The organism is Anoxybacillus gonensis (assembly GCF_001187595.1).
Taxonomy (GTDB): domain Bacteria; phylum Bacillota; class Bacilli; order Bacillales; family Anoxybacillaceae; genus Anoxybacillus; species Anoxybacillus gonensis.
In genome coordinates, this window is record NZ_CP012152.1 from 1,986,283 (window position 1) to 1,999,211 (window position 12,929).

Annotated in this window: 11 protein-coding genes and 1 CRISPR repeat array; of the genes, 4 read left to right on the forward strand and 7 right to left on the reverse strand. The window is 39.2% G+C overall.

Annotation, left to right across the window (positions count from 1 at the left end):
* Positions 1 to 798 carry a phosphatidylserine decarboxylase gene (locus tag AFK25_RS10485; protein ID WP_019416874.1) on the reverse strand — a complete coding sequence of 266 codons (798 nt, stop codon included), beginning with the start codon at positions 796 to 798 and terminating at the stop codon, positions 1 to 3.
* A gap of 124 nt (positions 799 to 922) precedes the next feature.
* On the opposite strand from AFK25_RS10485, the gene pssA reads away from it, so the two are divergent.
* The 3 genes from pssA to motB all read left to right on the forward strand — a co-directional run bounded on the left by pssA (position 923) and on the right by motB (position 3,120).
* Complete coding sequence (pssA, locus tag AFK25_RS10490; protein ID WP_009374081.1) at positions 923 to 1,462, forward strand: CDP-diacylglycerol--serine O-phosphatidyltransferase; 540 nt, start codon at positions 923 to 925, stop codon at positions 1,460 to 1,462.
* Between the two features lie 118 nt (positions 1,463 to 1,580).
* Positions 1,581 to 2,381 carry a flagellar motor stator protein MotA gene (motA, locus tag AFK25_RS10495; protein ID WP_026011531.1) on the forward strand — a complete coding sequence of 267 codons (801 nt, stop codon included), beginning with the start codon at positions 1,581 to 1,583 and terminating at the stop codon, positions 2,379 to 2,381.
* Positions 2,365 to 3,120 (forward strand): flagellar motor protein MotB, encoded by a 756-nt coding sequence (gene motB / locus AFK25_RS10500; RefSeq protein ID WP_035066622.1) that lies wholly within the window; start codon positions 2,365 to 2,367, stop codon positions 3,118 to 3,120. The genes motA and motB overlap by 17 nt, the downstream gene beginning before the upstream one ends.
* 26 nt (positions 3,121 to 3,146) lie before the next feature.
* On the opposite strand, the gene AFK25_RS10505 is transcribed toward motB, so the two are convergent.
* Positions 3,147 to 4,460: a TrkH family potassium uptake protein gene (locus AFK25_RS10505; RefSeq protein ID WP_035066619.1), complete on the reverse strand. Its 1,314-nt coding sequence runs from the start codon at positions 4,458 to 4,460 to the stop codon at positions 3,147 to 3,149.
* A 178-nt stretch (positions 4,461 to 4,638) separates the two neighbouring features.
* Between AFK25_RS10505 and sigK the strand changes: the two genes are divergently transcribed.
* Positions 4,639 to 5,352, forward strand: coding sequence for an RNA polymerase sporulation sigma factor SigK (gene sigK / locus AFK25_RS10510; RefSeq protein WP_035066617.1), 714 nt, complete (start codon positions 4,639 to 4,641; stop codon positions 5,350 to 5,352).
* A 32-nt stretch (positions 5,353 to 5,384) separates the two neighbouring features.
* On the opposite strand, the gene AFK25_RS10515 is transcribed toward sigK, so the two are convergent.
* The 5 genes from AFK25_RS10515 to AFK25_RS10535 all read right to left on the reverse strand — a co-directional run bounded on the left by AFK25_RS10515 (position 5,385) and on the right by AFK25_RS10535 (position 12,920).
* Positions 5,385 to 6,170: a DUF4405 domain-containing protein gene (locus AFK25_RS10515; RefSeq protein ID WP_035066615.1), complete on the reverse strand. Its 786-nt coding sequence runs from the start codon at positions 6,168 to 6,170 to the stop codon at positions 5,385 to 5,387.
* Between the two features lie 144 nt (positions 6,171 to 6,314).
* Positions 6,315 to 8,790: direct repeats of the CRISPR family, unit length 29 nt; unit sequence CTTTACATCCCACTACGTTCAGATAAAAC.
* 187 nt (positions 8,791 to 8,977) lie between these two features.
* Positions 8,978 to 9,241 carry a CRISPR-associated endonuclease Cas2 gene (cas2, locus tag AFK25_RS10520; protein WP_009361654.1) on the reverse strand — a complete coding sequence of 88 codons (264 nt, stop codon included), beginning with the start codon at positions 9,239 to 9,241 and terminating at the stop codon, positions 8,978 to 8,980.
* 2 nt (positions 9,242 to 9,243) lie between these two features.
* Positions 9,244 to 10,227: a type I-B CRISPR-associated endonuclease Cas1b gene (gene cas1b / locus AFK25_RS10525; protein ID WP_009361655.1), complete on the reverse strand. Its 984-nt coding sequence runs from the start codon at positions 10,225 to 10,227 to the stop codon at positions 9,244 to 9,246.
* 1 nt (position 10,228) lies between these two features.
* Positions 10,229 to 10,726, reverse strand: a complete 498-nt coding sequence (gene cas4, locus AFK25_RS10530; RefSeq protein ID WP_035066613.1) for a CRISPR-associated protein Cas4 — start codon at positions 10,724 to 10,726, stop codon at positions 10,229 to 10,231.
* 16 nt (positions 10,727 to 10,742) lie between these two features.
* On the reverse strand, positions 10,743 to 12,920 hold the full coding sequence (locus tag AFK25_RS10535; protein WP_035066610.1) for a CRISPR-associated helicase/endonuclease Cas3: 2,178 nt from the start codon (positions 12,918 to 12,920) through the stop codon (positions 10,743 to 10,745).
* Positions 12,921 to 12,929 lie beyond the last annotated feature (9 nt).

The following is a 12,929-nucleotide window of genomic DNA, read 5'->3' on the forward strand; positions in this document are numbered from 1 at the left end:
TTACTGGCTCTTTTTCTTTTGCGCAAAAAATCCAAGACGTTGCCCCATTTTTACTTCAAGCGGCGGAATAATTTGTTCATCTAACGTAAAGGCGCCCTTTTCAAACAATAACACTACTGTTGAACCGAACGAAAAATATCCGATTTCTTCGCCTTTGTTCACATAGTTGTGTTCATGTGTTAATTCAATGCTGTTGACAAACATCGCTCCGACTTTCACAATGGCTGTATGCATACCATTTGTACACAGTTCAGTAATTCTTCTGTAATTTTTAGAAAGTGGATCTTTGCCATATTTCAATCCGAGACGGTTGACAGGGTATGACTTGCCACCGAGCTCCCACTGCTTCACAACTTCCCCACATATTGGGCTATGAATACGATGATAATGGCTCGGACTTAAATACAAAATAATAAACGTTCCATGCAAATACTTTTCAGCGATCCGATCATCGCCAAGCATCTCACGAATGGAGTACGTTTTTCCTTTCACGATGATTTCTTTTTTGTCTGTAATGATGCCGACATCTTCAATAACGGCATCGACAGGGCTTACGACACTATCTGGGTGTTCATCGATCGGACGAAGTCCTTTTTTTAGCGATCGGACGAACAATTGTTGAAGCGTTTCATATTCGTGCAACTTTTTTTCCATTTCTTCTTCATCTACTTTATATACTTTCGCATAAGATGGAATAACCCACCGACTCCATTTTGAGCGCGTAAACGAAGCAAGCCACTTCGATGTCAAAGGATGATTTGTTAATTCAATAAACAGGCGATATAGCCATTTGACCAACGACTTTCCCTCCTAAAGTAAAGAATGTCCTTTACTAGTTTGCTTATTATCAATAAAATATTAGTAACCGAGTGATATTTTTGGCAAGTGGGTTGTCACGATTTTAATAAAGGAGTGAACGTGTATGTTTTTATCCGATTATATTGATCATACCATTAAAAAACTTAAAGCGCATACGGCAAACGTATTGACGTTGACAAATTTAAGCCTAGGAGGCTTTGCGATTTTATTTGCGGTGAAAGGCCAGCTAAACGTCTCTGTATTGTTTATTTTTTTGGCAGCACTTGCCGATCGTTTTGACGGAACGGTCGCTCGGAAAATGAATATTGAATCTGACTTAGGGAAACAATTGGACTCAATGAGTGATATTATATCATTTGGAGTAGCACCTGCACTATTACTTTATCAAGGATTATTGCACGAATTTGGCGCACCCGGCTCATTTTTTACGATTTTTTATATCGGTTGCGGTGCTTTTCGCCTAGCACGATTTAACATTACGGAAAGCAACGGATATTTTACCGGTTTGCCGATCACGGCGGCAGGTTGTTTATTGACGCTTAGTTATTTAACAATTCATTACTTCCCACCTTACGTCTTTATTTTTATTATTTTTACGCTTTCTCTTTTAATGGTCGGTTCATTCCGATTAAAGAAAATGTAACCCTTGAAGCTTTCCACTTCAAGGGTTTTTTTCGTACAAATTTCCCTTTTCAAATACCCGTATAAATTATATGATAAATTTGGTTTTATTTTTCATTCTACAACTAGAGGTGATAAATATGGATCGTACGTCCTTAATCGGACTCATTCTTGGCATTATTGCGGTGGGTGTCGGAATGATGTTTAAAGGAGTAAGTCCGGCTGTGCTCATTAACCCTGCGGCGATTTTAATCATTTTGTTAGGGACAGCGGCCGCCGTCACGATCGCCTTTCCAACGAAAGAAATTGCGAAAGTGCCAAAGTTATTCGGGGTCATTTTTAAAGAACCAAAAACGCCAAAAATTGAAGAACTCATTCCGTTGTTTGTCGAATGGGCAAACATCGCTCGCCGCGAAGGGCTGTTAGCGCTAGAAGCAAAAGTGGCCGAAATCGATGACCCATTTTTACGCAACGGATTAAGTTTAGCCATTGATGGACAGTCACAAGAATTTATTCGTGACGTGATGACTGAAGAAATTGAAGCAATGCAAGAGCGTCATTTAGCAAACGCAACAATTTTTACCCAAGCCGGTACATATGCTCCAACGCTTGGGGTACTTGGGGCCGTCGTCGGATTGATCGCTGCCTTGCAGGATATGTCTGATATTGATCGTCTTGGTCACGCAATTAGTGCGGCGTTCGTTGCGACGCTCATGGGAATTTTTACAGGATACGTTCTTTGGCATCCATTTGCGAACAAATTAAAACGCAAGTCAAAAGAAGAAGTGAAAGTACGTCAAGTGATGATTGAAGGCGTGCTTTCAATCATTGAAGGACAAGCACCTAGAGCGATTGAACAAAAATTAGCTTCTTATTTACCGATGAGCGAACGTCAAAAACTTTTAGGACAAGGAGCTCAGAATAATGGCGAAAAAGCATAAAAAACATCATCATGAAGACCATATAGATGAAAGTTGGCTAATTCCATACGCTGATTTATTAACACTGTTATTAGCACTATTTATCGTATTATTTGCTAGTAGCCAAATTGACTCAGAAAAATTCCAGCAAATCGCCAAATCTTTCAATAGCATACTAACAGGAGGAACTGGGGCACTACAATATTTGAGCCCGATCGATAGGGAAAAAATAGATTCGGTCATTAAAGACTCTCCAAGTCAAAAGCCGTATGTCAAAATTTCAAAAAAAGAATACGAGGAATTAAAAAAGATTCAAAGTAAATTTAATGAATACGTCAAAACGAATCAATTAAGCGGAGAATTGTCTGTCGCGATGACAGAAGAAGGATTGCTTGTAACGATTGCGAACGATGTGTTGTTCGACTCAGGCAGCGCTGATATTAAGCCACAATATCGCGATGTCGCAAAAAAAATATCGAACTTGCTCGTCATGAATCCGCCGCGCAACATCGTCATTAGCGGACATACCGACAACGTGCCGATCAACAATGCGAAATTTGCTTCCAACTGGGAATTAAGCGTTATGCGCGCCGTCAACTTTATGAAACTATTGCTTGAAAATACAAGATTAAACCCGCAGTTATTTAGCGCAAAAGGGTATGGAGAGTTTAAACCGATCGCCTCAAATGCTACACCTGAAGGACGCGCGAAAAACCGACGGGTAGAAATTTTAATTATGCCGCAAGAACCTGCACAATAAAAGCGAGGGAGCCCCCCTCGCTTTTTTCATCCCGTCAATATATCGCCATTCGGATAACGAATATTCGTTTTTTTCGGCTTCGCAATTGAATATACGAGCGTTAACGGACCTAATTTCCCAAACAACATGACGAAAATAATGAGCATCTTTCCAATCGTTGATAAATGCGATGTCATATTCATCGAAAGACCAACTGTACCAAATGCGGATACAACTTCAAATAAAAGCGCAAGAAGCGAAGCATCTTCCGTAAGTGTCAATATCATCGTCATAACAAAAATAAACAACATGCTCATCGACGCAATGGCCAATGCTCGTAAAATAATCGTATGGCGAATCGTTCGCATCCAAACGACCGTTTCTTCTTTTCCTTTTAAAAAACTCATCACCGCAAAAATAATGACCGCAAACGTCGTCAGCTTAATTCCTCCGCCTGTCGACGTGCTTCCTGCTCCAATAAACATAAGGAAAATCATAAGCATCGCCGTCGGTTGTTCAATGGAACCGATATCAATCGTATTAAATCCTGCTGTTCTCGGGGTAATACCTTGAAAATAAGATGCCCATAGTTGCTCACGAAGCGAAAGAGAACCGAGCGTTTTCGGATTGTTATGTTCGAATAGAAAGAAGGCAATAATCGCCACAATATTCACAACAAGTGTCATGACTAACATCAGCTTCGTATGAATAGATAACTTTCTCCAACGTCGTTGATACAATACGTCAAATACGACCGTAAAACCGAGCCCACCGATGATAATTAATAAAGAGACGGTCACATTGACGATCGGATCATCGACAAAACGCGATAAATTATCCGGCCATAACGCAAATCCGGCATTATTGAACGATGCAATGGTATGAAAAACGCTGTAATATACCCCTTTCGCCCAGCCCATTTTCGGAACCCAATCGATCGCCAGCAACACTGCACCAACAACTTCCATAAATAAAGAAAACAACAGTAAATTGCGCGCCAAACGAATGACCCCACCGAGCGACGGTTGGTTTAACGCCTCTTGCATCAACATGCGTTGCTTCATCCCGATTTTTTTCCCGAGCACAATAACAACGAGCACCGCAAATGTCATAACTCCAAGTCCCCCAACTTGAATAAGCACCATTAACACAATTTCTCCAAATACGGTAAATGTCGAACCGGGATCAATTGGTGCTAAGCCGGTCACCGTTGCTGCGGATGTCGATAAAAAGAACGCATCAAGCCAGCTAATTTCCTTCTCTGTTGCGATCGGCAACTTCAACAACCCCCCACCGACAACGACAAGAAAGAGAAACATGCCCGCTAACAATTGAGGGGGAGTGAGCTTCAACGGTTTCATCATTGTCCTTCTCACGCTTCATCCTTCTTTCATATTTATTTTACATTCCTCGATTATACAAGATTTTCTTTTCACAAACAAAGGGGAAAAAAGAAAAATCATGTGTCCAAACACGAACAAGTTTTCTAATGCATATACATACATAAGCAACAAAAGACCACCTGCGAGGTGAACGATGATGGGTGCCATTTTTTCTGCGCTTGCTTTGTTTATAAAGGAGCTCGTCTTTTTCGTATCTTATGTGAAAAACAATGCCTTTCCACAACCGCTTGATGCAAAAGAAGAAGCGATGTATTTAAAGCAAATGGCAAAAGGAGATGAATACGCTCGCAACAAGCTCATCGAACACAATTTGCGCCTCGTTGCGCACATTGTAAAAAAGTTCGAAAACACTGGAGAAGACCCAGAAGATTTAATTTCAATCGGCACAATCGGCTTAATTAAAGCGATCGAAAGCTATTCAACAGGAAAAGGGACAAAACTGGCGACATATGCTGCTCGTTGTATCGAGAATGAAATTTTAATGCACCTTCGTTCGCTGAAAAAAACGAGGAAAGATGTTTCTTTGCACGATCCGATCGGGCAAGATCGCGACGGAAATGAAATTAGCCTACTCGATGTATTAAAATCCGAAGATGAAGACATTATCGACATGATTGAAAAAAATAATGAGCTTGAAAATATCGCTCAACATTTACACGTCCTTGACGATCGTGAACGACAAGTCATCGTTAGCCGCTTCGGCTTAAACATGCAACCTGAACGCACCCAGCGCGAAATCGCGAAAGAACTCGGCATTTCTCGCAGCTACGTTTCACGCATTGAAAAACGAGCATTAATGAAGCTATATCACGAATGTTATAAGCACGATAAAGGCAAAAAAGGATCATAACGAAAAGGTGTCCCGAAAAAACGGGACACCTTTCATACGCTCAGTTTTCGTTTATTGCGCATTCGTTTTTCGATGTAGTATGTGGGAACGATCATCACTGTCCAAATGGTAAAGTAGTGAAGCAAGACAAGCAGCGGGTTGTTGGTGCCGTGTTCTTTAAGGAATTTTTCATGGCGAAACGCTCCGTCCGGTGGGGTTGGCAGTGTGCCAACCGTCTTTCCAGCAAAGGATGGTGCGTTTTGTTCGGCAAATTTCGGTTTGAACTCTCCTTCGCTTGGCTTGACATATTGCGAACTCCAATACATCCCGCCAGCTAAAAGCGCAAATATCAACACGCTAGAAATGAACGCTCCTTTCCGCCACGTTCCGTCCTTTGCTTTGAACACTTTTTTACTAACACCCATGATCCATTGCCAATGCAAGCCGAGATGAAGGCCGACTAAAGCAAGCGTTGTGTTGGCGAAAAGGTCGTGAATTTCCCGTACAAAATGGTTCCCCTCTAGTGCGACGTTCGAAAACAAAACACGCGAAATCAAAATCCCCGATACAATGACCGCTGCCATCGAAACAAGCAACAAGATGTTTAAGGCAAAGCTGATCCTCGTTTTCTTCGGAAGTTCGGAAGAAAATATTTTTTTCGTCGTGTTGATTACCCAACGATAGTTTAATCCGATATGAACAAGAATCGCCACTCCGATTACAGTTCCAGCAATTTCATGAAACGGCAATCCATTAAACACTCTCGGATTCATTAACAACACAAACGCAATCGCCATTGAGACGTCCAATATGATTTTTACGATGTTTTTCTTCAACACATATCCCCCCTGATTCACCATATCATGTACTGTATACCGTAAGTGTACGAGTGAATGGTGAAAATTAGGTGAAAGGGGGATATTTCACCTACGTTTAGATAAAACATCACCTACCGTTTTAAAAAACGTTATGACCACTACTAGCTTTACATCCCACTACGTTCAGATAAAACCGAACCTTCGCACAATTATGCGCGATGACTATAAATTCCTTTACATCCCACTACGTTCAGATAAAACGGAAAATTAAGAATAAATGAGTGCAGAAAGAGCAACTTTACATCCCACTACGTTCAGATAAAACATTTAACACATCTGTGTCATCGTACTCGACAATCTGCTTTACATCCCACTACGTTCAGATCAAACAAAACAATCAAAAACAATGTTGACAAATAAACAACACTCTTTACATCCCACTACGTTCAGATAAAACATAAAGAAACAAGGAGGGAGCAATAATGTCGAGTATCTTTACATCCCACTACGTTCAGATAAAACACTATCATGGGATGGACGTTATCCTTGTTTATTTTTCCTTTACATCCCACTACGTTCAGATAAAACCGAGTATCGAGGTCAGACAATTCTGCAGGTTCAGCCTTTACATCCCACTACGTTCAGATAAAACGACACAAGCGGTTTAAACGACAAACACCGATTTTACTTTACATCCCACTACGTTCAGATAAAACAATACACATCGGACATTCAACCCCTAGCGGCTCAATGCACTTTACATCCCACTACGTTCAGATAAAACACTTTCGTCAAAAATAGTAGAAAAGCCGAAAGAAGAACTTTACATCCCACTACGTTCAGATAAAACTTGAGTTTCGACGCATAGTCCGCAACATAAGATAAGTCGATCTTTACATCCCACTACGTTCAGATAAAACCAATAACGCCATCCCCACAACTAATAGTTCCTATTATCTTTACATCCCACTACGTTCAGATAAAACAAAATCCCATTTGTTCAAGCTTCTTTCTCGCTTTCTTTACATCCCACTACGTTCAGATAAAACTAATTGTCGGTTCTCACACTCGAAACAATGTTCATGCTTTACATCCCACTACGTTCAGATAAAACTGTAGACGGCAGGTATAACTCTACACCATACGAAAGCTTTACATCCCACTACGTTCAGATAAAACCGCCACCTCATAGAACCCGATTGCGTTCCCGAATATCGCCTTTACATCCCACTACGTTCAGATAAAACGAAAAATTCGTGAGACGTTTGGATGCAAGTTGGTACTTCTTTACATCCCACTACGTTCAGATAAAACAATGGATTCCAAATGTGCGAAGATTTAGGCACAATTCTACTTTACATCCCACTACGTTCAGATAAAACGGAGAACATTGGTGCATTGATTGTGCAATTGCTCACTTTACATCCCACTACGTTCAGATAAAACTTAAAGATATTCCTAGCACATTAGCAACTAACTAATGCTTTACATCCCACTACGTTCAGATAAAACATTCGAGCGGAATTATTGAAATTAAACGGTGTTCGAGCAGCTTTACATCCCACTACGTTCAGATAAAACTGAATCGTTTAGCGCATCTTTCACGTCAACGACAACTTTACATCCCACTACGTTCAGATAAAACTGCTGACACCTTGCATTTTTAAATCAACCTGTTTATGCTTTACATCCCACTACGTTCAGATAAAACAATTCAAAAATCCGGGCGGGCTCCGACGATGGTTGTTCTCTTTACATCCCACTACGTTCAGATAAAACTTAGCCAAAATTTATAATTCTAATGTTGATTTTATTACTTTACATCCCACTACGTTCAGATAAAACTAAACGCCATTACTCCTATCCTTCAAGAAGTTGGTCAACTTTACATCCCACTACGTTCAGATAAAACATGGGTTAGCACTTAAAGAAGTCGCTAACCTCAGAATGCTTTACATCCCACTACGTTCAGATAAAACATTGCCAATTCCAAAAGACCAAGAAGGAACGCCAAACACCTTTACATCCCACTACGTTCAGATAAAACTGGAACGAAAGGACAAGCCGTTAATGTCCCTAGTTTCTTTACATCCCACTACGTTCAGATAAAACTTGAGAAAAGGAACGTTACTAATACAAAAGATACACCTTTACATCCCACTACGTTCAGATAAAACTCATTAAAAGCATGATTGCAAAAGCCTACCAAGACACCTTTACATCCCACTACGTTCAGATAAAACTATAAAATCAACCCGGCAACAATTTTGTTTGTGATGTCCTTTACATCCCACTACGTTCAGATAAAACGTGTTACTGAAAGAATGGAACAGCATGCAGGATCAGCTTTACATCCCACTACGTTCAGATAAAACGTTTTCTGTTTTCTCGATTCGGAAAGATGTATTGTTGCACTTTACATCCCACTACGTTCAGATAAAACTGAACAGCTTAAATTCGCAACGAAGCTCTACCTTCTTTACATCCCACTACGTTCAGATAAAACTTGCTCAAATTGAAATGACGATGCTGCGTTTATACGGCTTTACATCCCACTACGTTCAGATAAAACGACTTAATGCGTATTTATATTCATCTACAGGAGTTTTCATCTTTACATCCCACTACGTTCAGATAAAACCCCTAAAGTCTAAAAACACAAAGTACTGTCATATCAACGATTTTTTGGAAGTGTTGATATGACAAGTTCCTACTTTTTGCAGTGAAGCGTCAGTCGTGTTTTGTCCTTATTCCAAAAATACCGCATTTTTTGTTGATATATCAAGCATTTTTATTCATTTTTTAAAATTAGAGGTTCACTGCAAATATTAAAGAAAGAGTTCATCAAAGTTTTTCTCCTGTCCAAATACTTGCTTCTTGATATTCTTCGGATTAGCCACTTCGTAAATATAAATGGAATCCTCATCTTCATCAATAATTTGGTCTATCTCGTTCAAGCATTTCATAAGCAAACTTTTGGAAATCTCCCCTTCAAACACAGAGTTTTGGGTCCACGTTAAGTACTCCCTCAGCTTTTTACACACTTTATTTACACGTTTTTCTCCAACATCGTACGTAATGATTACAAACATAACTACCACCATGCCTTCAACGGTTTATAAGGTTCATCGCCAATGAAATGTTTAATGAGTTTGTAACATTCCAGACGAATAAAATAACGATAACTTACTTTTCTCTTCAGTTTCCGATGCTGTACTGTTGTTGATAGCTTCTCATCCCATTCTTTAATAAAACGCTTTTTTCCTTCCTCGTTTAGCAAAACCATTCCATCAAGAAAATCGAAATGTTTCTGGGTGATGATGCGATTATTAATGCACGAAATAATCACAACATCAACGAGTAATGGTTTGAAAATCTCCGCTAAATCTAGACATAAAGAAAATCTCTTCGTTGATGGCTCATGCAAAAAGCTAATAGTCGGATCTAATTGTGTTTTATAAATTTCCGACAAAACCGTTGTATAACAAAGCGAATTCCCAAACGAAATAAGGGCATTAAGCGGGTCTTGCGGCGGTTGTTTTGTTCGTTTTTCAAAGATAAAATCTTGTTTCAAAATTGCATTAAATGACTGATAATAATGTTGCCGAATGCGTCCTTCTATTCCCATCAGTTCTTGAATTGTCGTAGCACTATCCATCTTTTTCGCTTCTTCTTCGATGTTTTTTACATATTGCTCCGTTTTTTCTTTGTATCGTCGAATATTCCGCAACATATGATGCACGGCACTTTGCAAAAACGACCTCGCCATATATAACCGCTTCTCATGCTCAAGATAATGAACACTTTGTTGCACCACCGTAAATCCTGAAACTTTTTTATTTCGCGGACAAAACGTACCTGCATAAAATCCGTAGTAATTAAATACATGAAGATGAACATCATGCTGGCTCAGCAAATTTAATAGCGACGAGTTTAAATCCACTTCCCCAAATATATATAAATTATCCGTTTGATGAACAGGAAGGCTCTTTTTATTTTCTTGTTCGTCAAAAAAGTATAGCGTATTATCTTTTCTTTTCAGCCTACCGTTAGAAAAAATATAGTGATCCCGCAACATTTTAATCATCACCCTCTAGCGCAAAACAAAATTCATAATATGCGCATTTTGTACAGTAAGGAAGTTTTTTTAACCGCGGCGGAGAAGGAGATTGTAAAATGACATAAATCTCCTTTATCGCCTTTTCAATCGCGCTCTCATCTTTTTCTGTCAGTTCTACCTCTTCAGTTTTCCGCTCCTTCGTATAGCTAATCAATCCCTTCTTCGTAATGCCCCGTTTCTTTAGCTCATATAAGTAATACAACATTTGAAATCGATCGGCTTCTGGCATTTTGCTGGAGATCTTAATTTCGCGAACATACTCCTTATCTAAAGCATCTAACTTGAATGTATCATCAACTAAAATTTCCCTATCTTCCAAACGCGGATAAGCCCGCTCGTGTAAAATCTTTCCCTCAATGACACGTTCATGTTCATTTTCCATCGCAATTCCTTTTGAAAACAACCATAGCTTCCGCTTACACACTTTGTAATACTGCATTTGCACACCACTAACCATGAATATAAACTCCCTCTTAATATTGATTGGATGAAGGTTTGTCCAATAAAATCCCCTTTCCTTTCAACTGTTCACGATTAAAGTCATATTGAACATCGGCAATATATATGTGGTCAAATGGCTTTGGCAAACGCTCCGACACATATTTTTCCGCTACATATCGCTGAACGCTAACTGTCTTCTTTTCAATTTCCATTCGTAATTTCAACCGCTCTTTCCATTCTTTTTCTTTCTTATACTGCTCAAATAGATGCTCAATTTGATCATACATTTGCCGCGTGATGATTTGGATGTTTTGAATATCACGCAGTTTTTGTTGCGCCTCACGTTTATCCATTCCGTATGGATCAAGATTATCAAACATGTATAAGGCATCTTCAAACTCTTTCAAAAATGATGTTCCCTTTAGTTGTTTTCGATCATATAGCTGCTTTACCATTTCTACCTTGGCACGTTCGTCAACAATTTGGTAATCGTATTGCTCTAACAGCCGAATGCTCTCATTTACAAGATGTTCGTTATATACTCTCGGAATGCCGGAGATATTTTCAGTGAAAATATGAATATTGCAATGGTCATGGTCAAGTGCTCTTTTACGGTAACAACGTCCGAAACGTTGAAACAAGCTATCTAACGTTGACATTTCCGTAAACAAATAATCAAAATCAATGTCAATACTCGCCTCAACGAGTTGCGTCGTAATCCAAATTCCTCGTTCATTCTTTTCATTAAATTGTTTAATACGCTTTTCTAACAACTGGCGATCCTCTTGTGTGAATTGCGAATGGAGTAAGTAGATAGGAACTTGTGTATCACAATCTAAAAATTTATCATAAAGACGCATTGCCTTACGAACAGTATTGACAATGACAAGCACTTGTGACGTTTCTCCTAGCTCTAACATTTCTCCGATTGTTTCCTCTATACACTCGGAGCGCAAACAAATGCGGTGACGGTGAACATCTGTATCAATGAACTCCCCTGTAACAAATTCATCATCGTGAATCACATTTCGCTGTTTTAACTCTTCCAAATACAAAGTAGGGAGCGTAGCAGTCATAATCATAAATTTTCCACCTACATGATGGATCATTTCTAATGCTTTAATTAACATCGCTGCAATCCTCGGTTCATATGCTTGTATCTCGTCGATCACTATTTTTGCATTCGCCATCGCTGCCAATTCCTTTTCAAAACCTTTATAGTAAAATGGGAACTTTAAAATTTGGTCAATGGTTGTAAGCAATAGCTTCTTCGCATAATGTTCAGACTGTTGTTTTAATTCTTCCCAATTTTCCTCTTTGTCTACTAAATAATGCACGCTCGTAGAGTGTAACAATCCAACCGCATCATAACCCATTTTTTCTTTTATTCTGTCGTATATTGCATTAATGCTCACTCGAAGTGGCAATGTAAAAAATGCTTTATCCTCTCGAATCCATAAAAGCGCCGCTTCCGTTTTCCCCATTCCCGTTTGTGCAATAGCAATAACGTTCTTATCATGATGTTGTTCAGTAAATTGTTGCAAATCATTTTTATGGAATCCTTGTTTTTGCATATATTCATTTACATTTATGTAGACCGATTTTTCTACATCCCTTTCGACATCCATATGAGCAGAGGCCGCATGGTCTAAACGATGTAGTAATCCTTTAATCATGACATATTTCCAAAATTCTTCTCCGTCATGGTACGTATATCGCTTTAACAATCGATCAACGAATCGATATGAAAATTTTTCTGTCATTTGTAATCCCATATGTTCACTTAGTTGTGGCAACTGCTGTTTTATATCGTTTTCTAAAACATGACGAATCATTTCTTTCTCTGGAAGCTGGTCACGCTCATGATGATAACCGACCGCGTGAATAAGTAGTCGCTCTTCTTCTTTCGTGAGGTCTAGCTGTTTTAGTGGTATACATCCAGCTGATAAGTAATTGTGAGGTACATTTGTTTCTACATCCGTTTCTAACATCGATTCATGAATCGCCTGACGGATCTTGTTTTGAAATACCGTATTTGCTTTGCCGACATCATGATATTGCACAGCTATTTCTAACAGTTTCCACATTTGTTCGTCCATTAACATGAATTTGTGACCATAAGCGTCTTTTAATAAATTTAAATTATGAAGGAGACGATCCGTATGTTCACGAATCGTCTCTTTTCCTTCCGATTTTGCATAAAAAGCCATCATTGCCCC